Below are 19,306 nucleotides of genomic sequence, written 5' to 3'. Positions count from 1 at the left end.
CCGACACGATCCCGCAAGGCAGATCATGACAACCAGTAGCACACTCCGGCCCGGGGCCGGCGACCACGCGGTCGCCGACCCCGGGCCACCGGCCCCGCGCACCCGAAGGGGAGACGGGCCAGCCGCGCTGGCGTTCCTGACGCCGTCGATCCTGATGTTCCTCGTCTTCGTCCTCGCCCCGACCGTGGGCGTGCTCGGGCTGAGCTTCTACAACTGGAACCTGCTCAGCGACGGCTCGTTCGTCGGCCTCGACAACTTCGACCGGCTCCTGCACGACGAGCGGCTGCTCGGGGTCTACGGCTCGACGACCTACATGGCGCTCGCGATCCTCGCCGTCAACGTCGTCGCCGGGCTCCTGCTCGCGGTGCTGCTCGAAACGCGGATGCCCCGCTGGCTGCGCGGGTTCTTCCGCCTGTCCTTCCTGTTCCCCTTCGTCGTGTCGGCCTCCGCGGTCGCCCTGATCTGGCGTTTCCTGCTCAACAAGGACCTCGGCCTGGTCAACTACCTGCTCGGCCTGGCCCACATCGACCGGATCGACTGGCTCGGCTCCTCGGCCTTCGCCCCGGTGTCGGTCATCATCGTCAACTCCTGGAAGACGATCGGGTTCTCCATCCTCGTCTACATCGCCGGCCTGCAGTCGATCCCGAACCAGCTGCGGGAGGCGGCCATCGTGGACGGCGCCGGCGCCTGGACCAGGTTCTGGCGGATCACCTTCCCGCTGCTCTCGCCGACCATCTTCTTCCTCGTCGTGATCAACACCATCAACTCCTTCCAGATCTTCGCCGAGCCGCGCGTGCTCACCCAGGGCGGCCCGGGCGACTCCAGCCGCACGATCGTGGAATACCTCTACGACCGGGCGTTCGGGGACTTCGACCTCGGCTACGCCTCCGCGATCGGCATCACCTTCGCGCTCGTCCTCGTCGTGCTCACCGCCATCCAGTTCTGGTTCTCGCGCAGATGGACGCACTACTCATGAGCACCCGCCTCCGCCCCGGGCACCTGGCCGCCCGCGTCCTGACCTTCCTGGTCCTGGCCGTCGCGGCCCTCGCCATCACCGCGCCGTTCCTGTGGATCTTCCGTGGCGCCTTCTCCGGCTCCGACGCGGAGCTGTACCGCCTGCCGCCGACCTTCCACGCCGAGAACCTCACGGTGCGCAACTTCGGGCTGGTCGCCGAGCAGGTGCCGTACTTCCGGTTCTTCCTGAACTCGATCATCGTGTCGGGCACGGTCACCGCCGCGCAGCTGATCACCTGCTCGACGGCCGCGTACGCCTTCGCCCGGCTGCACTTCCGCGGCAAGGGCGTGCTGTTCGCCGTCGTCATCGGCTCGCTCATGATCCCGATCCAGGTCACGATCGTCCCGCTCTTCCTGGTCATGTCGAAGATCGGCCTGACCAACACGCTGTGGGCGCTCATCCTGCCGGGCATCTTCAGCGCGTTCGGGATCTTCCTGCTGCGCCAGCACTTCCTGTCGCTGCCCCGCGAGCTGGAGGAGGCCGCGAAGATCGACGGCGCGGGCCGGTTCCGCACCTTCGCCCGGGTCATCCTGCCGCTGTCCGGGCCGTCGATCGCGACGCTCGGCATCCTGTGCTTCACCTACTGGTGGAACGACCTGCTGCTGCCGCTGGTGATGATCAGCGACACCGAGCGCCAGACGCTCCCGGTCGGCCTCGTCCTGCTCGCCGGCCGGTTCTCCACCGGGTCCCTGGGGACCATCGCGGCGGGCATCGCGATGGCGATCGTCCCGGTCCTGGTCGTGTTCATCGCGGCGCAGCGGTACATCGTGCAGTCCATCGCGTCGAGCGGGCTGAAGCTCTGATGCGGGCCGGGTTGGGCACCGCGACGCTGCCATGGCTGGTCAGGCGCGGCATGCTGGCGTGCTGGCAGGAGCTGCCTCGCTGCCTCGCCGCGGGCGTGTTCGGCCTCGCCGCGGCGACTCCGCTGCTGGTGGCGATCCTCGTGGCGGCCCCGGACTGGATGCCGGCCGCGGCGACCGTGCCGCCCGCGCTCGCGCTGACCGGTCTGGCCCGGTTCGCCGCCGCTCTGGCGCGCGGCGATGGCCCGCGCCTGGCCATGCTGCGCCAGATCGATCCGGCGCTCGCGCTGCTGCTCGCGTGCGGTGTGTCGCTCGCGGGGTTCGGGCTGGCCTCGGGCGGAGCCGCTACGCTGGCCGCCACTCTGGGCGCCGCCGGGCTGCTGCTCGTTTTCCCGTACGCGCTCGTCTACGGCGCGCTTCGCGGGCGGTACGGCCTGGGCGCGTTGCGGGGCGGGGCGATCCTCGTCGCGTTCCGGCCGAGCTGGGCGTTCACGCTCGTGGGCCTGGGCTGGCTGGGCGGCTTCGCGGTCGCGGCCTCCACCGGCGTCCTGGCCGTCGTGGTCCTGCCGCTGCTGCTCGCGATCACGGCCACCCAGACGCTCTCGCTTCTTGGCGAGATCGACGAACTTCAGGGTTCGCGGCAATGACCCCAGGCGGGACCGGATGGCCGACGCGAAGGTGACGATCTACCAGGTGGCCGCCCGCGCCGGAGTCTCCGCGGCCACCGTGAGCCGGGTGATGAACGGGGCGCGGGTCTCGCCGGAGTCCGAACGGCGCGTGCGAGCCGCCGCTGCGGAGCTGGCCTTCACGCCCAACCGGACCGCCCGGCGGTTGCGGCGCCAGTACTCGGAGGTCATCGCGCTGATCATTCCGGACATCGAGAACCCGTTCTTCACGGCGCTCGCCCGGGGTGTGGAGAACAGGGCACGGGCGGGGGGCTTCTCGGTCGTGTTGTGCAACACCGACGACGATCCGGCGCGCGAGTCGACGTACATGGACATCGCGATCGCGGAGCACATGGCCGGGGTCATCCTGGCCCCGGCCGACGCCACCAGCGACGTCAGCAGGCTCATCGCGCACCGGCGTCCCGTCGTGGCCGTCGACCGGAGCCTGAACCGGGCCGACATCGACGCCGTCACCGTCGACAACCGGGCCGGCGGGCTGTCGGCCGCGGAGTCGCTCTTCGCCGCCGGATTCTCGCGGGTGGCCTGCATCACCGGGCCCAGCTCGGTCGAGACCGCCCAGCTCCGCATGGAGGGCTGGCAGCAGGCCAGCCGCGACCGCCACGGCGCGGGCGACGACGAGCTGCTGCGCTACGCCGACTACCGCGTCGACGGCGGCCGCGCCGCCATGGCCGAGCTGCTCGCCCTCCGCGAGCCGCCGGACGCCGCGGTCGTCGCCAACAACCTGATGGCGGCCGGCGCGCTCGACGCCCTGCACGACGCGGGGCTCGCGCCGCCCGGGTTCGGCCTCGCCGTCTTCGGCGACCTGCCGTTCGCATTTTTCGGGCGGCGGGGCATCCGCGTCGTCGACCTGCCCGCCAGGAAGCTCGGCGAGGCGGCGGCGGGCCTGCTGCTCGACCGCATCGCCGGTGACGACGGCCCCGCGCGGACCGTGGTCCTGCGCGCCGATCGCAGATCAAGGGAGAAGCAGTGAAATTCTTTCTGGGCGTCGACATCGGCACGTCGAGCAGCAAGGGCGTGCTGGTGGACGAAACCGGGCGGCTGCTGGCCTCCGCCGTACGCGAACACGAGGTCAGCCGCCCGCGCCCCGGCCACGTCGAGATGGACGGCGAGCTGTGGTGGACCGAGTTCCGCGAACTCGCCGCCGAGCTGACCGCCGGGGCGGAGATCGCGGCGGTAGGTGTCAGCGGCATGGGACCGTGCGTGCTGCTGACGGACGAGGACGACCTGCCGCTGCGACCGGCGATCCTCTACGGCGTCGACACCCGCGCGGCCACGCAGATCGAGGACCTCACCGCCGAACTCGGCGGCCCGGAGGCGATCCTCGACCGGTGCGGCTCCGTCCTGTCCTCGCAGGCCGTCGGGCCGAAACTCCGGTGGCTCGCCGAGAACGAACCGGACATCTGGAGCCGCGCCCGCCGCCTGTTCATGCCCGCCTCGTGGCTCGCGTATCGCCTCACCGGGGCGTACACGCTGGACTACCACTCGGCGAGCCAGTGCACGCCGATGTTCGACATCCGCGCCGTCGACTGGCACCGGCCGTGGGCCGGGCGCATCGCGCCGCAGCTGGAGCTACCGGCACTCGCCTGGTCCGACGAGATCGCCGGCACGACCCGCGAACCGGTCGCGGGCATCCCCGCCGGCACCCCCGTCATCACCGGCTCGATCGACGCGTGGACCGAGGCCGTGAGCGTCGACGCCCAGAACCCGGGCGACCTCATGCTCATGTACGGCACGACCATGTTCCTGATCGCCACCGTCGAACGACCGCTCAGGACGCCGTCCATGTGGGGCACGGTCGGCGCGTTCCGCGGCTCGCACAACCTCGCGGGCGGCATGGCGACCTCCGGCGCGCTCACGACCTGGCTGCGCGACCTCGTCGGCGCGCCCGACTACGCCACCCTCCTCGCCGAGGCGGAAGAGTCCGGTCCTGGCGCGCACGGCCTGCTCGTCCTGCCGTACTTCGCGGGCGAGCGCACCCCCCTGCAGGACCCGGACGCCCGCGGCGTCATCGCCGGTCTGACCCTCAGCCACACCAGGGGCGATCTCTATCGGGCCGCGCTGGAGGCGACCGCCCTCGGCGTACGCCACAACATCGAGGCGCTCCACGCCGCGGGCGCGCACGTCGAACGCGTCGTCGCGGTCGGCGGCGGCACGCGCGGCGGGCTGTGGACGCGCATCGTCAGCGACGTCACCGGCCTGCCCCAGGTCATCCCGGCCACGACCATCGGGGCGGCCTACGGCGCCGCCTACCTCGCGGCGCGCACGCTCGTCTCGGCCGCCATCACCGACTGGAACCCGCCCGCGGAGACGATCATCCCGAATCCCGCGCTGCGATCCGGCTACGACGAGCTCTACGCGATGTACCGCGAGCTCTACCCGGCCACCCGAACCATCGCCCACACGCTCGCGGCCCGGGAACGGATGCTCGCGTAACCCTCGGAGGAAAGACCATGGACAGCTACACCCTCCCCGCTCCGGCCAGCCGCCCGGCGTCGTCGCCGAACACGGCCTATCTCATCGCCAGCGGAGACCTGCGGCCCACCGCCAACCTGGCGGGCTGGCCCACCCAGGTACGGATGGAGGCCGACCTCACGGCCGCCTTCGCCGAACTGGGCTGGGCGGTGCTGCGGGCGAACCCGGTCGACCCGGCCACCGGCCACGGCTTCATCTCCAGCCAGCGCATGGGGCTGGAGGTGTTCAAGAACATCCCCGTCGACGCGCCGCTCATCGTCGCCGAGGCCGTCTGGCAGTACAGCCACCACGTGCTCGCCGGGCTGCGCACGCACCAGGGCCCGATCCTCACCGTCGCGAACTTCGCGGGCGACTGGCCCGGCCTCGTCGGCCTGCTCGGCCTCAACGCCGGAATGGCGAAGATGGGCGTCGAGTACTCGACGATCTGGAGCGTCGACTTCACCGACGACTGGTTCAAGGCGGGCATCAAGAGCTGGGTGCAGAACGGGACCATCGCCCACGACCTCTCGCACGTCCGGGACCTGCCCGCCCTGCTCGAGAGCCCGGAACGCGCGCTCGGCCGCGCGCTCGCCCGGCAACTCCTCGCCGACAAGGCCATCATCGGCGTCTTCGACGAGGGCTGCATGGGCATGTACAACGCGATCATCGACGACGAGCTGCTCAACCCGATCGGCATCTACAAGGAGCGGCTCTCCCAGAGCGCGCTCTGGGCCGAGATGCAGACCGTGCCCGACCAGGAGGCGGACGCCGTCGGCGCCTGGCTCGTCGCCAAGGGCATGACATTCCGCCTCGGTACCGACGAAGCCACCGAACTCACCCCCGCGCAGCTGCGCTGGCAGTACAAGATGTACATCGCCGCGCTGCGCATCAGCGACGACTTCGGCCTGGACGCCGTGGGAATCCAGTACCAGCAGGGCTTGAAGGACCTCTCGCCCGCCTCCGACCTCGCCGAGGGCATCCTCAACAACGTCGACCGCCCGCCGGTGACCTCGCGCGACGGAGCGCGGGTGCTCTGGGACGGGCAAGCCCTGCCCCACTTCAACGAGGCCGACGAGGGCGTCGCGGTCGACGCGCTCGTGACCAACCGCATCTGGACGGCCATGGGCCTCGACCCCGCGACCACCCTGCACGACGTCCGCTGGGGCGAGGAATACGACGGCCAGTTCGTCTGGGTCTTCGAGATCTCCGGCTCGGTGCCCCCTTCGCACTTCGCCGGCGGATACGCGGGCGCCGTCGGCTGGCGGCAGGACCCCGTCTACTTCCCGCTCGGCGGCTCGACCATCAAGGGCGTCTGCAAGCCCGGCGAGATCGTCTGGAGCCGGGTCTTCGTCCAGGGCGGCGCGCTCCACGTCGACCTGGGCCGCGCCTCGGCGATCTCCCTGCCCGACGAGGAGACCGAACGCCGCTCGCTGGCGACCACACCCGCCTGGCCCATCATGCACGCCGTCTTCCACGGCGTCAGCCGCGACCAGTTCATGGCCCGCCACAAGGCCAACCACCTCAACGTCGCGTACGCCCCTGACGCGGCGACAGCCGACAAGGCACTCACCGCCAAGGCCGCACTCTTCACCGAACTCGGCGTCACCGTCCATCTGTGCGGCGACACACACCTGACCTGATCTCCAGGGTGGCTCTCACGTTGGGGCCACCTTGTCGGCGCACGTGCAGGGGTCGGACCTCGGGCCGGTCCGATCCCTCCCGTAATGCCCCTCCGCGTACAGGTACGCCGTTGGGCTGTTAAGTCGCGACTTTTCCAAGCGTGTTGGACAGTGGTCTCATGACACGTGCCGTGCTGGTGTTCCTCGGACTTGCCATTCTGATCATCGCGCTGGTTGTTCTTGGCCGGACCTTTCTGGTGGGCCGCGGCTCGTCGGGATCGCTCAGCCCCGCCGTACTCGACCAGGCCCGCCGGCAAGGCGCGGCGCCGGACCTGATCTACATGGTCGAGGTGAAAGGCTACGAGATAGCCGAGCAATCGGTCGGCGTCATCAACGACGAGGGATTCGGGGCCTTCTACAGCGCGAAGGACGGCCGGCGGGTACAGCTCAGAATCGATCGTGGCACCATGACCGATGCCCTGTGCCCCGGGCTACCGGTAACGGACATGGAACCGCTGACGGCGCTTGTACGGTGCGAGCGTGACGAGGTCGGCTGGTACCGGGAGGGCGGCGGCCATCATGAGTACATCGCCGTCCGCGACGGCCACCTCATCAAACTGGCGGGCAGTCTCGGCGACGTGGACCGCGCCACGCTGAAGGCGGCGGTCGCCGGAGCGCGCCACGTCGCCACCACCGCTCCCGCCGCGCCGTCACCCTCGCACACCCCGGTAACCCGCGGCGACCTACCCACCACCGGCGACGGCGCCCCAATCCAGAACACCGGCCCCGGCGGCTGACCGTCCGCGCAGCCGGTTTGTCGCCTGTCTTCGACGAGCATGATAGTCGTCTGGTCTAGCAACGAGGATCGACGACCCGGCGGTTGAGCGCGCCCCTGGGGCCTCGATTCAGGACGATCCGGCGCGACATCAGAGGAGGACCTGGGCATGGCCTGGAGCACGCGACAGCTCGCCGACCTCGCCGGCACCACCATCAAGACGGTGCGGCACTATCACCGAATGGGGCTGCTCGAGCTGCCCGACCGAGCGCCCAACGGGTACAAGCAGTATCAGACGACGCACTTCGTCCGGTTGCTTCAGATCAAGCGGCTGACCGAGCTCGGACTGTCGCTCGCCCAGATCCGAGCGATGGGGAGTACGGACGAGGAGCCCGACGAAGCCATCCGCGTGCTCGATGCCGAGCTGGCAGGAACGATCGAGCGCCTGCAACGGATCCGCGCGGAGCTGGCGGTCATCCTCAAGTACCGGGCTCCCCTGGACACCCCGGTGCCGTTCGGCCCGGTCGCTGAAGGACTGTCGGAGCGGGACCGGGCCTTGCTGACCGTGTTCTCGGGGGTACTCAAGGACGACGCGCTCGACGACCTCCGTCAGCTAATGACAGAGGTCACCGAGGGCACGGCCGATGACGAGTTCTACCACCTCCCAGAGGACGCCGACGACGCGACGATCGGGGCCATCGCGCGCCATCTAGCCGAGTCGATCCGGCGGAGCCAGGCCCGGTTCCTCTGGATGGCGGACCCCGGCTCCGCGGCGACGCGCGGCCCGGGCTTCGCCGAGGCGGCGATCGTGCCCGCTTTCGCCGAGCTGTTCAACGCCGCCCAGCTGAAGGCACTCGCTCGCGCCCATGCGCTGATCGAGGAGACGGAGCCTTACGACGAGCCGGCCAGAGGCATCTCAACCGGGGGGAAGCTCGCCGAATAGCTCAGTATCCGATGCCGTGGTACAGCAAGCCCACACTGTTGTAGACGGCGTGGACGACCACGGCAGGCCAGATCGAGCCGGAGAATCGGAGCACCAGCCCGGTGCTGAGCCCGACGACGAACGCGACCGGCATGACGCTGTTGACGCCGTGCGCGACGGCGAAGACAGCCGCACTCACGATCACGCCGATCCAGGTGCCCCAGCGGAGCAGAAAGCTCGCGAACACACCGCGGAACAGGACCTCCTCGCCGAGGGGCGTCAGCAGGCCGCCGAGCACGATCGTCACCACGAGGGAGAGCACGCCCGAGCGCGCAGCGTCGCGATAGCTCTCCTGGAGGCTCTCCGACCCGGGGAAGAACGGGTCGAAGATCGCCGAGACCGGCCAGCTGAGCGCGAAGCACGCGAGGCCGATCGCGATGGCCGCGAGCAGCCAACCGGGATGAACGCGCCGCATCCCGAACGGGCGGACGTCGCGGATGCGGATGAGCACGGCGACGGCGAACGCTCCGAGCGGCGCGAGGCCCGAGACGAGGAAGTTCGCCTGGCCAGGCGAAACCGGGGAGCCGGCCGGCAGCAGGTAGGCGATCGTCGACCCGACCCCGTACAGGATCGCGGCCGCGAGCACGGCGACGCCGAGCTCGGGCCAGCCGGGCCGGACGGGCGTGCGGCGGCTCTGGTTCATGGGGACTTCATCCACAGTGCTCATGGCAACGAGTCTCATCCGTGCCCTAAGGGCATGGTCAAACTGACGGCCCCCACCAGGGAAGTGGGCTTACATCGACCGCATGGGCGTTGTTGTGCTTGGTGCCTGCTGGCGGCTCGACTCCGGCCCCAGTCTCGTGCCCGCTGGTGGGACGTCCCGGCGCGTGAGCGATCAAGCGCTCGACGTCAGCAGCGTCCGTGACACCCCACCAGAGCCACAGCCGGACAAGACGCTGCCGGCCATCCGCCAGGCGCTGTCGCATCCGCGCGACCGCGAGGGATTCGGCGCAGGGCTGCCGGTGGCCGTGGAGAAGGCCCGCGCCGCGGGCGACTGGCGCGAGGTCGAGGACTTCACCCAGACCTGGTGGTACAGGTGCGCACGCTCGGGCTCGGTCAGGCGCAGCGCCCGCAGATCGCGTCGAGCACCTCGGCCGAGACGTTGATGTCGCGGCCCTGCTCCAGCCAGGTGTACCAGGACACGCCGACCCCGGCCAGCACGGCGACCTCCTCCCGCCGTAGCCCCGGCGTACGGCGCCTGCCCGCCACCGCCATGCCGACGTCGCCGGGCGTGAGCCGCGCCCGGCGCGTACGCAGAAAGTCGCGGAGCTGCTCGCGACGACGCCGTGCCGCTACGGGGGATTCGCTGGTCATACGCCATGTTAGCTATCGGGTGACGGCCTGCGGTCCGTGGAAATCGGGCGCGTGGTCGCGGGCCCACTCCCGGAACGTACGGGCCGGGCGGCCGGTCAGCTCCGCCACGGTGGAGGAGACCGGCTCCGGCTCGTCGACGATGCTGGCCCAATATCCGAGTGCCTGGTCCACGAAGGTCGGGTTTCCCCAGGCGGCGATCATCTGCTCGCGGGCTTCCTCGGGCGGCTGCTCGTCGAAGCGCAGGCTCCGCCCGATCACCTCGCCGATGATGCGCACCTGCTCTGCCTGGGTGAGCACCTCCGGGCCGGTGAGCACGTACCGCCGACCGGCGTGCCCGTCCTCGGTCAGCGCCAGCGCCGCCACGGCCGCGATGTCGGCCTCGTGGATCAGCGAGCGGGCCGCGCCCGCGTACGGCGCCCGCACCACGCCCGTGCCGCGGATATCGCCGGCCCAGCCCAGGGTGTTGGTGGCGAACCCGCCGGCCCGGAGGAACGTCCACTGCGTTCCGGCGTGTTTGATCAGCTGCTCCACCTCGCCCCAGACCCCGTTCTCCGTGCGGTCGTCGCGTACGGAGAAGGCGGACAGGTAGACCACGTGGCGCGCGTGCCTGGCGATCGCGTCCACGACGGGCCGCGCTCCCTCCGCCGTGAGGAAGGGCCACAGCAGGAACACCGAGTCCACACCCTTGAGCGCCGCGTCGAGGGAGTCCGGATCGGTCAGGTCACCGCGTACCACCTCGACCTCATCCGGCAGGCCGGCCGAGCGGGGGTCCCGGGCGAGTGCGCGCGGCGTGACACCCGCCTCGGCCAGCATGGCGACCAGGCGCCTGCCCACGTTGCCGGTTGCTCCCGTGACCAGCACCTTCTTGTTCAGATCAGTCATGCTGGCCATGTTCGGACTTAAACATATGTTTAAGTCAACCCATAGGCTCTGATATGTGAGCACCGTGCCCTGGAACACCAAGGAACTGACCATCGGCGAGCTCGCCGAGCGCAGCGGCGTGCCCGCGTCGGCGCTGCGCTTCTACGAGCGCCAGGGGCTCATCCGCAGCCGCCGTACGTCCGGAAACCAGCGCCGCTACCACCGGACGACGCTGCGCGTGGTGGCCTTCATCCGCGCCTCGCAGAACGTGGGCATCCCGCTCGCGGTGATCGGCGAGGTCCTGAACTTCCTGCCCGAAGGCGCCACCCCGACCCGGGAGTTCTGGGTACGGGCGTCCGACTGCTGGCGCGAGGAGCTCAACGCCCGGATCGAACGGCTGGAACGCATGCGCGACCTGTTCACCGAGTGCATCGGCTGCGGCTGCCTGTCGTTCGAGCAGTGCCTGCTGGTCAACCCGGGGGACCGGCTCGGCGAGAAGGGCAGCGGGCCGCACCGCCTCAGCTCAGGAGCCCCCGCTTAGGGCTCTCCTGGGGGGTGTAGCGGGCGCGCATGCCCGGGCCGGCGGCCGGGCCGGCGGTGAAGACGTACGTCCGGCTGTCCTCCAGGCGGCGGCCGGTCTTGGCGTCGACGACCACCGGCTCGACCTCTTCGCCGGTGGCGGCGTCGATCAGGATCATGCTGCGCTGTCCCGGGGCGAGGCGGGCGTTGCCCCACGCCGCCATGGCGACGATGACCGGCCGCAGGGATCGGCCCAGCTCGGTCAGGACGTACTCGTGGCGCACCGGGTTGGTCTGGTACGGGCGGCGTTCCAGCAACCCGTCGGCCACGAGGGTCTTCAGGCGGGCGGTGAGCATGCTAGAGGAGATGCCCAAATTCTCCTGGAACTGGTCGAAGCGGGTGTAGCCGTCGAAGGCATCGTGCAGGAGCAGCAGGGTCCACCACTCGCCGACATGTTCGATCGTGGTCGACAGCGGGCATTCGCGGTCCTCTGGTCTGGTACGCCCTGTCATGCCGCCCCCTCAGTTACTGCTATTATCGAAGCTACTTGCTTCTATTTTAGCAGTAACTACGTTGATGGAATACCCTTCCTGATCTCCGAAGGAGACGTCATGCCCATCGCCCTCGACGCGCTTCCCGGCACCATCTCCGGCTTCCTGACCGCGCACCGCGTCCGCGACACCGCCGCCGAACTCGCGCACTTCACCCCTGACGCCACCGTGGTGGACGACGGCCGTGCCCACACCGGCATCGGCGCCATCGAGACATGGATGAACCATGCGGCCAGCGAATACACCTACACCACCACACTGATCGCCGCCGAGCGGACCGGCGACCGCCACTACACCGTCACCCAGCATCTGGAGGGCGACTTCCCGGGCGGCACCGTGGATCTTCACTACCGCTTCACCCTGCGCGGCGCCCTCATCGAGCACCTCGTCATCGAGCCCTGAAGGCCGGCGGTCCGGGAATCCCTCTTCGCCCACGCAAGGACGTACATGAAGACCTGGTTTATCACCGGAGGCACCCCCGGCGGGTTCGGGATGGCCTTCGCCGACGCCGCGCTCGAGCAGGGCGACCGCGTCGTAGTGACCGCCCGCAGGCCCGCGGAACTGCGGGCCTGGGCCGAGCCCCACGGTGACCGGGTGCTCGTGCTCCCGCTCGACGTCACCGACACCCAGCAGATCCACCGGGCCGTCTCGGCCGCGGAGGCACGCTTCGGCGGTATCGACGTGCTGGTCAACAACGCCGGCCGCGGCTGGTACGGCTCGGTGGAGGGCATGGACGACGCCGCGGTGCGCAACCTGTTCGAGCTCAACTTCTTCGCGGTCCTGGCGGTCACCCGCGCCGTACTCCCTGGCATGCGCGCCCGGCGCAGCGGTTGGATCGTCAACATGTCCTCGGTCGCGGGCCTGGCCGGGGTCCTCGGTTTCGGCCACTACACCGCGGCCAAACACGCGATCGAAGGAATGACGGACGTGCTGCGGCAGGAGGTGGCGCAGCTGGGCATCAAGGTGCTGGCCGTGGAACCGGGAGCATTCCGCACCCAGGCCTACGCGGGCTTCGCCGACGAGCCGGTGAAGGAGACCATCGAGGACTACCAGGAGATGCTCCGAACCGTCCGTGCCGCCATGGTGGACCAGGACGGCAAACAGCCCGGCGACCCCCGCCTCGGCGCGCGGGCCGTCATCGCGGCGATCAACCGGGACGACCCGCCGCACCGGCTCGTACTCGGCAGCGGCGGGTACGACAGGGTCATCGACAAGCTCGAAACGACGCTCACCGAAATCCGCGCCCACGAGGCCGTCTCACGCGGCTCGGACTTCCCGCCCGGCCACTGAAGCTCAGAGAACGTACGTGATCGAAGGGAAGTACCTGTTCGAGCGGCTTATGCCGGAACGCCCCTGGGTCACTGCTCACCCGATCGGGTTGCCGGTGGGAGGCTGTTCCCTCATTGCCGCGAATTCCGCCTCCAGGGCTGCGGTGAGGATGGGCAGGTCGGGGACGTGGGTGGCGTCGGCGGCGATCGTGACTGTCAGAGCGTCGGCGTAGGACAGGACGGTGAAGGCGACGGTCACGTTTCCCCGTACCAGGGAGATCGGGATGATCGTGCGGACCGTGGCGCCGGCGAGGGTCAGGGGCTGTGCGGGGCCGGGCAGGTTGCTGACGACGGTGTGGATCAGACGCTGGTGGTTGAGCATCCAGCGCAGCGCGTGCAGGCGGGCGGAGATCCGGTTCACCCCGGCGACCAGCTCGGCGGAGGCTGCCGGTTCTGTTCCCGCCTTGCCGGCTCGGGTGATCGCCGCCGTGCGCTTCAGGCGGTGGGCCAGGGTGCCCGCGGTGGGCAGGCTGATCGGCAGGACGCCGACCTGGTTGCCGAGTTGGGCGATGGTGGCCGACGGCCGTGCCGACACCGGGATGGACACCACCAGCGCCGGTAGGGTCTCCTCGCGGCTGTGCAGCAGTGCCCGGATGGCGCCGGTGACGGCGGTCAGGACGGCGTCGTTGACGGTGCCGCCATGGGCGTGCGCGGTTCGCCGGACTTCTTGGAGGGGTGCGGTGACCACTGCTACCCGCTGGTGGCGGCCGGTGGGCCGGTTCAGGGAACTGCGGGCCGCCCGTGGGACGGCCCGCAGGTCCGTGACGGCGCGCCTGACATACCGCCAGGTACGCGGTGCGCGGGCGAGCGCACGCAGCCGAGCGGCCCACGCGTCGGAGGCGAGCCTGCGATAGGACGGCAGACGCTGCGGGAAGGAGTCCGGCGGCGTGGGCGGGGTTACGCCGTCGGCCAGTCCGGCCAGGATGGCCAGGCCTCCCATGCCGTCGGTGAGCACGTGGTGGAAGCAGGCGATCAGCCCGATCTGGTGATCCGGCAGGCCGGTCACCAGCCGCATCGACCACAGTGGCCGGGACGCCGGCAGCGGCTCGCTGAGCATCTGCGTGGCGAGGTCGAGCAGCGCGTTCTGGTCGCCGGGCGGTGGGCAGCGGGTAACTCGCAGGTGATGGTCGATGTCGAAGGACGGGTCCTCGACCCAGATGGGGCGGCCGCAGCCCACGGGCGTGGGGACCAGCCGGTGGCGCAGCCGCGGGATCGCCTGGACGCGCTGGGCGATCAGCCACCGCGCGAACGCCACGTCGTAGCCCGGCCCTGGGTCGAGGACCAGGCAGGCTCCGAACTGCATGGGAACCGGCCCGACATCGACCGCGAGGTTGACCAGGTCGGTGCCGCTGGCGCGGTCGATTTTCGCGTGTGTCACAGCCCGTGCTCCTCACACCCGTACGCGTTTCCAGCCTGGTCCGGCCGCACGCCGTTCGTCATGGGGCGGAGGTCATCATCAGCGGTGCCATTGGTCGGCTCGCCGAGACAGGCGTTCAGGCCGGTGATCCCGCGCCAGGTGGAGGCCGAAGGACGCGGGCAAATGGGACGTACGTCCCTCGCATCCGCCCGCTGCCGGCTGTTTGGCTGGGAACGGCGAGCCGCCACCGCGTGGTCGCCATCGATACACCGTCCCAGTGGAGGACACAATGATCAGATCTCTCGTCAAGGCGGGCGTGGCAGCCGGCGCGGTCACCGCCGCGTACGCGCTGTTCCTGCGCAAATGGAGCCTCACCTGGGGTGCGACCCCGGAGGAAGCAGGGCGCGAACTGCCAGGAGACGAACTTCTGCCGCCGCCCTGCCTGATCTCCACCCGCGCCGTCACCATCGGGGCGACCACGGACGCCGTCTGGCCATGGCTGGTCCAAATGGGCAGCGGGCGCGCGGGAGCGTACACCTATGACTGGATCGAGAACCTGCTCGGCCTGAACATGCACAGCGCCGACAAGATCCTTCCCGAGTACCAGGATCTCAAGGTCGGCGACAAGCTCCCGCTGGGGGACAAGGGACCGGTCATGTGCGCCGAGATCGTGGAACCCGGCCGGGCGCTGGTCTTCAGGTCCGGCGACGGCACCTGGGTGTGGGCCTTCATCCTCCTCGCCCAGGGCAAGACGACGCGCCTGATCAGCCGCAACCGCATCTCCACTCCGGCTGCGAGACCGTCCGCCAAGCTGCTCAACCTGCTGATCGTCGAACCGGGCAGCCTCATCATGGAGCGCAAGATGTTGCTCGGCATCCGCGACCGGGCGGACCGAACCACACCGGAAGGTACGGGCGTTCAGATCTGATGCCAGTCGCCCCCTGGCTCCTGCGCCACGTCGTCATCGGGGCCGGCTTGTGGACTTCGTCCGTACCGCTATGTGGCTCACGGCCTGCACCCGGCCACGGGTCGCCCTGGTGAAGGCGAGCCAGGCCGCCCGGCGGATGTCCTCGATCACCACGTCGTCGGGATCGTTGAGCAGCGAGACATAGATGTGCACGGTGCCCTCGACGTCGAGCAGCCGGACATCAGCTGTCTCTCCGAGTCGTCGGGCGATGGGCGCCACCGCCTCGATGACCGCTCGGCGGACGACTGGGCCGGTGGGCGCCACCGCCTTCGCGCACGCCGCGAGGAGCTCATCCTGCTCGCACACCTCCACGGCTTCCTCGGCGAGCGTGGATCCCGTGGGCGGGCGACCGGCGATCAGGAGTGGCGTGCCGGTGCGCACCGCGCACATCGCTCCCGCCTCCCGCATGGTGAACGGCCCGGGAGCCGGTCTGATGTCCACCACCAGATCCACCTCACCAGGTCTCAGCGGGCAACGGCCGCCGACCGCCAGCCCGATGCAGGGCGCGGGTCCTACATCGGCGCCGGCCGGGTGGCAGAACACGACGTTGTGGCCGTCGAGCGCCAGCATCGCCCCCGGGACCGTTCCGGCCGCCGGAACGGATTCCGTGACGAGGACTTTCATGGACTCCACCCTGCCCGGCCACGCGCGCACCACGTCAGGGGCTGAAGTCCTTTGCCGCGGGCCAAGAGTCCATTTCCCGAAACCGCGCTACCAACCCCCATCTTTCCCATTAATACAGCGCGGATCGGTTTAAATCATCCGGCGCTGCGGCGCCACCGGGTGGCGGCGCGGGTCTGACTCCGGCGGCGGCCAGGACACAACCTGGCGACTATACGACCAACGTCCCTGCTGGTAGGGCCGAGATGCTCTGTCCTCAGTCCGCTGGTGAGCACAGCGTGGAGTTATGAGACCGAATGTGCGGCTAGGCACCATTGCCAAGGTTCCCGTCGGGGCTCACTGGTCGGTCTTGGTGGTGCTCGTCCTGTTGGTTGCGATCTTGGGTGCCTCTGTCCTGCCGGCCGCCGGCGGCGAGGGCAGCCCGTTGATCTACTGGAGCGTGGCCGTCGTGACCGCGCTGCTGTTCCTGGCCTGCCTGTTGGCCCACGAGATCGCGCACCTGCTGGTGGCGCAGCGCACCGGGGTGGGCGCCATCTCGCTCACGCTCTGGCTGATGGGCGGAGTGACCGAGCTGAAAGGCGAGCCGCGCACCCCCCGCGCGGAACTGGCGATCGCGGTGGCGGGGCCGCTGGCCAGCATCGCGGTTTCTGCCGTCGGCTTTCTGCTGGCCACGTCGCTGCAGGGGGTGCCCGTCGTACGGGTGGCCATGATCTGGCTGGCCTTCATGAACCTGGTGCTCGGGGTTTTCAACCTGCTGCCCGGCGCGCCGCTGGACGGTGGGCGTGTCCTGCACGCGTTGATATGGCGCCGCACGGGCGACCGGGCTCAGGCTGATCAGCGGGCCGCCGGGGCCGGCAAGATTCTCGGCGGGCTGCTGGTGGCCCTCGGCGTCGCGCAGCTCCTCCTCTGGCCGGCTATGGGCGGGCTGTGGACGATCATCATCGGCATGTTCCTGGTGACCGCGGCCCACACCCAGCTACTTCAGCAGCAGCTGCGCACCGGCCTGGCCGGTATGCGTGTCCGTGATGTCATGACAGCCGACCCTGTGGCGGTCCCGGCCTGGTTCGACGTCGATCGCTTCGTCTCCAGCGTGGCCAGCCAGACCCACCAGACGGCCTTTCCCGTCGTCGACACCTCCGGCGCTCTCACCGGCTACGTGCTGTTGCAGACATTCCAAGGCGTCCCGCCCGGCCAGCGTGGCACCACCCGGGTGGACTCCCTGGCGCGCCCACTCCCGCCCGACCGGATCCTGTCGCCGGGGCAGGAGGCGACCGTCCTCCTCGACCTGCCCCTGACCGGCGACCAGCTCGCGGTGGTCGTCGAGGACGGCCGGATCGTGGGCACCGTGACCAGCGCCGATCTCGTCCGGACGATCCAACTCGCCCGCTTGCGACCGCCCAGCGTCCCAGGCCCGCCGACGTCACCATCCTGACGGGAACATGGACCTGAGATCCACGCGCTTACGGCCCCTGGCTGAAGGCCCTTCGCCTCTGCCCCGGCCATCGGTGGAAGCCGTTCACTGGTCCTGGAAACGATGAACAGGGAGAGTGAGCGATGAGGAAGCACCATCGGCCGACCGTCGCCGACGTCATGACCAGAGACGTGCTGAGCATCACCGAAGACACTGGGTTCAAGGACATCGTGGTGGCTCTGGCCGCCCGAGGGGTGAGCGGCGCACCCGTGGTCGACACCAAGGGTCAGGTCCTCGGCATAGTCACCGAGTCAGACCTGCTTCGCAAGGAGGAGTTCAAGAGCGTTCACGAGGACCGGCGCCCGTTCTTCGAGACCCGCCGCGACCGGCTGGTACGGGCGAAGTCCCAGGGGGAGAGAGCCGACGAGCTCATGACCACCCCGGTTACCACCGTGGATCCGGACATATCAATTCCGGCCGCCGCCCGGCTGATGGCCGAGCGCTCAGTCAAACGACTGCCGGTGATCGACTACTCGGGCCGCCTCATCGGCATCGTCAGCCGATCCGACCTGCTGAAGGTCTTCCTGCGCCCGGATGAGACCATCCGAAGGGAGATCGTCGATGACGTGATAGTCCGCGTCCTGTGGGAGACCCCGGCCAGCGTATCGGTCGAGGTCAATGAAGGCAGGGTGATCTTGACCGGGCAGATCGAACTCAAGAGCATGATCTCCTTCACCGGACGCCTCATCGCGGCGGTCGACGGCGTCGTGGACGTCGACAACCGGCTCACCTACGCGCGAGACGATTCCGTCCCCACGCATGATCCACTGTCGGATCGCCCGGTGTGGCCACACCGTTGATCGAGGGCGAGGGTTATGACCGCCGTGCGCGGCGGCGCGCGATGGCGCGCACAACGAGAAGGGCGACGATGGCGACCACCTGACCACCCAGGATGATCTTGTTGTAGTCGATCGCCGGGTGCCAGCGGACGTCGCCGTCCCTGATGACGAACACGCCGGCCGGTGTCGCTCCCACGCCGAAGCCGCCGCCCGAGCCCTCGCCGGGCCGCTCGCCGTCTTGGCGGCCGCTGCCGCCACCGCCACCTCCGCCGATGCGGGCCGCGGGAATGACGGTCACGCCGTCAGCGGTGATCGGCTCCCCGAAGACACGCCGGACTGTGGCGGAATCCCGTGCTTTGTCGATCATTTCCATGATGTCCATGTCTGTCCTTCTACTCTGGAGCACCGGTCGCCTGCGCGGCGATCAGCGGCCCCAGTGAGTCCACCAGAACCGGGTTCGGATGCTTGTCCACGCCAGGAACGCTAGGCGTCCCACGACGTCTGGATCAGAGCCGAAAGTCCCGTGCCTCGCGGGCTTCGGGCTCTGATCAGCACGTCGTCCTTGAGGGAGCGTTGAGTCGACGGACGTCCATTCGATGGAGGCGAGCGCGATGACCATCGTGGTCGGCTACGACGGAACCGACTATTCCATGCAGGCCCTGGACTGGGCGATGGATGAGGCCGAATACCGGCAGGCGCCCCTCCTGGTCGCGCACGCCTGGCACTGGCCGTACGAGCCGGGCGACGACCTCGGCCGCGACTCGCTGCGGCGCGCGGCCGAGCATGCCGACGATCACGTGCTGGAGTTCGCCTGCCGGGAGGCCTCGATGCGCAGCCTGCGCCTGGTGGTGGCGCAGGCCTGGCAGTATCCGGTCGGCGCCTCGTCGCTGATCCAGCCTGGCCCGTTAGGCGAGGAGGTCCTCGGACCGGTCACCGAAAAGTGGCGGACCAAGTATCCCGAGGTCGAGATCACGCACCTGCTGGAGGAAGGGCCGGTTCCCGATGTCCTGACCCGGCTGTCGGCCACGGCGACGCTGCTCGTCGTCGGCGCCGCGAGATCGCCTGGTCCGCTGGGCCGCATCGGGTCGGTGACCCGCCCGGTCCTGCACCGTGCCACCTGCCCCATCGCGGTCGTCAGAGGGACGCGATGACCACGGCGCAAGCGCCCGGGGGCTTGCGGTGAGAGCCTTGGGTTGCTACCGACGATCGT

Annotated in this window: 21 protein-coding genes and 2 pseudogenes; 16 read left to right on the top strand and 7 right to left on the bottom strand. The window is 69.7% G+C overall.

The genetic code is table 11. The annotated features are described in order from the left end of the window. Positions 1-25: 25 nt before the first annotated feature. The 8 genes from Amac_RS06660 (at position 26) to Amac_RS06625 (ending at position 8,289) form a co-directional block, all read left to right on the top strand. Positions 26-976: a carbohydrate ABC transporter permease gene (locus tag Amac_RS06660; RefSeq protein ID WP_155353427.1), complete on the top strand. Its 951-nt coding sequence runs from the start codon at positions 26-28 to the stop codon at positions 974-976. Beyond that, positions 973-1,818, top strand: coding sequence for a carbohydrate ABC transporter permease (locus tag Amac_RS06655; protein ID WP_170322356.1), 846 nt, complete (start codon positions 973-975; stop codon positions 1,816-1,818). The genes Amac_RS06660 and Amac_RS06655 overlap by 4 nt, the downstream gene beginning before the upstream one ends. After that, positions 1,818-2,462 carry a hypothetical protein gene (locus tag Amac_RS06650; protein ID WP_155353425.1) on the top strand — a complete coding sequence of 215 codons (645 nt, stop codon included), beginning with the start codon at positions 1,818-1,820 and terminating at the stop codon, positions 2,460-2,462. Before Amac_RS06655 ends, Amac_RS06650 begins: the two co-directional genes overlap by 1 nt. Before the next feature lie 16 nt (positions 2,463-2,478). Further along, positions 2,479-3,471, top strand: a complete 993-nt coding sequence (locus Amac_RS06645) for a LacI family DNA-binding transcriptional regulator (protein ID WP_155353424.1) — start codon at positions 2,479-2,481, stop codon at positions 3,469-3,471. Next, the gene (locus tag Amac_RS06640; protein ID WP_155353423.1) at positions 3,468-4,934 is read left to right on the top strand and encodes an FGGY-family carbohydrate kinase; all 1,467 of its coding nucleotides are present in this window, start codon (positions 3,468-3,470) and stop codon (positions 4,932-4,934) included. Before Amac_RS06645 ends, Amac_RS06640 begins: the two co-directional genes overlap by 4 nt. A 17-nt stretch (positions 4,935-4,951) precedes the next feature. Continuing rightward, positions 4,952-6,592: a fucose isomerase gene (locus Amac_RS06635; RefSeq protein ID WP_155353422.1), complete on the top strand. Its 1,641-nt coding sequence runs from the start codon at positions 4,952-4,954 to the stop codon at positions 6,590-6,592. A 158-nt stretch (positions 6,593-6,750) separates the two neighbouring features. Then, positions 6,751-7,368: a hypothetical protein gene (locus Amac_RS06630; RefSeq protein ID WP_155353421.1), complete on the top strand. Its 618-nt coding sequence runs from the start codon at positions 6,751-6,753 to the stop codon at positions 7,366-7,368. A 147-nt stretch (positions 7,369-7,515) separates the two neighbouring features. Then, complete coding sequence (locus Amac_RS06625; RefSeq protein WP_155353420.1) at positions 7,516-8,289, top strand: helix-turn-helix domain-containing protein; 774 nt, start codon at positions 7,516-7,518, stop codon at positions 8,287-8,289. 1 nt (position 8,290) lies between these two features. On the opposite strand, the gene Amac_RS06620 is transcribed toward Amac_RS06625, so the two are convergent. Next, entirely contained in the window at positions 8,291-8,995 is a 705-nt protein-coding gene (locus tag Amac_RS06620; RefSeq protein ID WP_218040903.1) for a type II CAAX endopeptidase family protein, read from the bottom strand. Between the two features lie 79 nt (positions 8,996-9,074). Between Amac_RS06620 and Amac_RS57850 the strand changes: the two are divergent. After that, a pseudogene (locus tag Amac_RS57850) lies at positions 9,075-9,344 on the top strand (hypothetical protein); the annotation flags it as partial. 14 nt (positions 9,345-9,358) lie between these two features. Here Amac_RS57850 and Amac_RS55895 read toward each other — a convergent pair. Both Amac_RS55895 and Amac_RS06610 read right to left on the bottom strand, forming a co-directional pair. Next, positions 9,359-9,642: pseudogene (locus tag Amac_RS55895) on the bottom strand (helix-turn-helix domain-containing protein); the annotation flags it as partial. Between the two features lie 12 nt (positions 9,643-9,654). After that, complete coding sequence (locus tag Amac_RS06610; protein ID WP_155353419.1) at positions 9,655-10,524, bottom strand: SDR family oxidoreductase; 870 nt, start codon at positions 10,522-10,524, stop codon at positions 9,655-9,657. A gap of 55 nt (positions 10,525-10,579) precedes the next feature. Between Amac_RS06610 and soxR the strand changes: the two genes are divergently transcribed. Continuing rightward, positions 10,580-11,044, top strand: a complete 465-nt coding sequence (soxR, locus tag Amac_RS06605; RefSeq protein WP_155353418.1) for a redox-sensitive transcriptional activator SoxR — start codon at positions 10,580-10,582, stop codon at positions 11,042-11,044. Here the strand turns inward: soxR and Amac_RS06600 are convergent. Beyond that, positions 11,022-11,534 carry a winged helix-turn-helix transcriptional regulator gene (locus Amac_RS06600; RefSeq protein WP_174900145.1) on the bottom strand — a complete coding sequence of 171 codons (513 nt, stop codon included), beginning with the start codon at positions 11,532-11,534 and terminating at the stop codon, positions 11,022-11,024. The genes soxR and Amac_RS06600 overlap by 23 nt on opposite strands. A gap of 99 nt (positions 11,535-11,633) precedes the next feature. Here Amac_RS06600 and Amac_RS06595 point away from each other — a divergent pair, with 99 nt between their 5' ends. Both Amac_RS06595 and Amac_RS06590 read left to right on the top strand, forming a co-directional pair. Next, on the top strand, positions 11,634-11,975 hold the full coding sequence (locus tag Amac_RS06595; protein WP_155353417.1) for a Cif family virulence factor: 342 nt from the start codon (positions 11,634-11,636) through the stop codon (positions 11,973-11,975). Positions 11,976-12,020: 45 nt separating this feature from the next. Beyond that, positions 12,021-12,863, top strand: coding sequence for an oxidoreductase (locus Amac_RS06590; protein WP_155353416.1), 843 nt, complete (start codon positions 12,021-12,023; stop codon positions 12,861-12,863). A 75-nt stretch (positions 12,864-12,938) separates the two neighbouring features. On the opposite strand, the gene Amac_RS06585 is transcribed toward Amac_RS06590, so the two are convergent. Beyond that, positions 12,939-14,279: a wax ester/triacylglycerol synthase domain-containing protein gene (locus Amac_RS06585; protein ID WP_155353415.1), complete on the bottom strand. Its 1,341-nt coding sequence runs from the start codon at positions 14,277-14,279 to the stop codon at positions 12,939-12,941. Positions 14,280-14,547: 268 nt separating this feature from the next. Here Amac_RS06585 and Amac_RS06580 point away from each other — a divergent pair, with 268 nt between their 5' ends. Continuing rightward, positions 14,548-15,186: an SRPBCC family protein gene (locus Amac_RS06580; RefSeq protein ID WP_155353414.1), complete on the top strand. Its 639-nt coding sequence runs from the start codon at positions 14,548-14,550 to the stop codon at positions 15,184-15,186. 33 nt (positions 15,187-15,219) lie between these two features. Here the strand turns inward: Amac_RS06580 and Amac_RS06575 are convergent, their stop codons facing one another. Further along, a complete protein-coding gene (locus Amac_RS06575; RefSeq protein WP_155353413.1) occupies positions 15,220-15,849 on the bottom strand; it encodes a hypothetical protein in 630 nt (209 codons plus the stop codon). A gap of 376 nt (positions 15,850-16,225) precedes the next feature. Between Amac_RS06575 and Amac_RS06570 the strand changes: the two genes are divergently transcribed. Next, positions 16,226-17,278, top strand: a complete 1,053-nt coding sequence (locus Amac_RS06570; protein ID WP_170322355.1) for a site-2 protease family protein — start codon at positions 16,226-16,228, stop codon at positions 17,276-17,278. 122 nt (positions 17,279-17,400) lie between these two features. Beyond that, the gene (locus Amac_RS06565; RefSeq protein ID WP_155353411.1) at positions 17,401-18,117 is read left to right on the top strand and encodes a CBS domain-containing protein; all 717 of its coding nucleotides are present in this window, start codon (positions 17,401-17,403) and stop codon (positions 18,115-18,117) included. A gap of 13 nt (positions 18,118-18,130) precedes the next feature. Here the strand turns inward: Amac_RS06565 and Amac_RS06560 are convergent, their stop codons facing one another. Continuing rightward, positions 18,131-18,478: a spore germination protein GerW family protein gene (locus Amac_RS06560; RefSeq protein ID WP_155353410.1), complete on the bottom strand. Its 348-nt coding sequence runs from the start codon at positions 18,476-18,478 to the stop codon at positions 18,131-18,133. A 229-nt stretch (positions 18,479-18,707) separates the two neighbouring features. Between Amac_RS06560 and Amac_RS06555 the strand changes: the two genes are divergently transcribed. After that, on the top strand, positions 18,708-19,247 hold the full coding sequence (locus Amac_RS06555; protein ID WP_155353409.1) for a universal stress protein: 540 nt from the start codon (positions 18,708-18,710) through the stop codon (positions 19,245-19,247). The last annotated feature ends 59 nt before the right edge of the window (positions 19,248-19,306 follow it).

This window comes from Acrocarpospora macrocephala, assembly GCF_009687865.1.
GTDB classification, from domain to species: Bacteria; Actinomycetota; Actinomycetes; order Streptosporangiales; family Streptosporangiaceae; genus Acrocarpospora; species Acrocarpospora macrocephala.
This window is presented reverse-complemented; position numbering and strand designations above follow the sequence as displayed.

Bases quoted from the DNA above. Each gene is read 5' to 3' on its own strand.
- Amac_RS06560 (WP_155353410.1), bottom strand. From the start codon at position 18,478: ATGGACATCATGGAAATGATCGACAAAGCACGGGATTCCGCCACAGTC.
- Amac_RS06660 (WP_155353427.1), top strand. From the start codon at position 26: ATGACAACCAGTAGCACACTCCGGCCCGGGGCCGGCGACCACGCGGTC.
- Amac_RS06555 (WP_155353409.1), top strand. From the start codon at position 18,708: ATGACCATCGTGGTCGGCTACGACGGAACCGACTATTCCATGCAGGCC.
- Amac_RS06575 (WP_155353413.1), bottom strand. From the start codon at position 15,849: ATGAAAGTCCTCGTCACGGAATCCGTTCCGGCGGCCGGAACGGTCCCG.
- Amac_RS06580 (WP_155353414.1), top strand. From the start codon at position 14,548: ATGATCAGATCTCTCGTCAAGGCGGGCGTGGCAGCCGGCGCGGTCACC.
- Amac_RS06655 (WP_170322356.1), top strand. From the start codon at position 973: ATGAGCACCCGCCTCCGCCCCGGGCACCTGGCCGCCCGCGTCCTGACC.
- Amac_RS06630 (WP_155353421.1), top strand. From the start codon at position 6,751: ATGACACGTGCCGTGCTGGTGTTCCTCGGACTTGCCATTCTGATCATC.
- Amac_RS06595 (WP_155353417.1), top strand. From the start codon at position 11,634: ATGCCCATCGCCCTCGACGCGCTTCCCGGCACCATCTCCGGCTTCCTG.
- Amac_RS06635 (WP_155353422.1), top strand. From the start codon at position 4,952: ATGGACAGCTACACCCTCCCCGCTCCGGCCAGCCGCCCGGCGTCGTCG.
- Amac_RS06590 (WP_155353416.1), top strand. From the start codon at position 12,021: ATGAAGACCTGGTTTATCACCGGAGGCACCCCCGGCGGGTTCGGGATG.
- Amac_RS06610 (WP_155353419.1), bottom strand. From the start codon at position 10,524: ATGACTGATCTGAACAAGAAGGTGCTGGTCACGGGAGCAACCGGCAAC.
- Amac_RS06625 (WP_155353420.1), top strand. From the start codon at position 7,516: ATGGCCTGGAGCACGCGACAGCTCGCCGACCTCGCCGGCACCACCATC.
- Amac_RS06600 (WP_174900145.1), bottom strand. From the start codon at position 11,534: ATGACAGGGCGTACCAGACCAGAGGACCGCGAATGCCCGCTGTCGACC.
- Amac_RS06645 (WP_155353424.1), top strand. From the start codon at position 2,479: ATGGCCGACGCGAAGGTGACGATCTACCAGGTGGCCGCCCGCGCCGGA.
- Amac_RS06565 (WP_155353411.1), top strand. From the start codon at position 17,401: ATGAGGAAGCACCATCGGCCGACCGTCGCCGACGTCATGACCAGAGAC.
- Amac_RS06620 (WP_218040903.1), bottom strand. From the start codon at position 8,995: ATGAGCACTGTGGATGAAGTCCCCATGAACCAGAGCCGCCGCACGCCC.
- Amac_RS06650 (WP_155353425.1), top strand. From the start codon at position 1,818: ATGCGGGCCGGGTTGGGCACCGCGACGCTGCCATGGCTGGTCAGGCGC.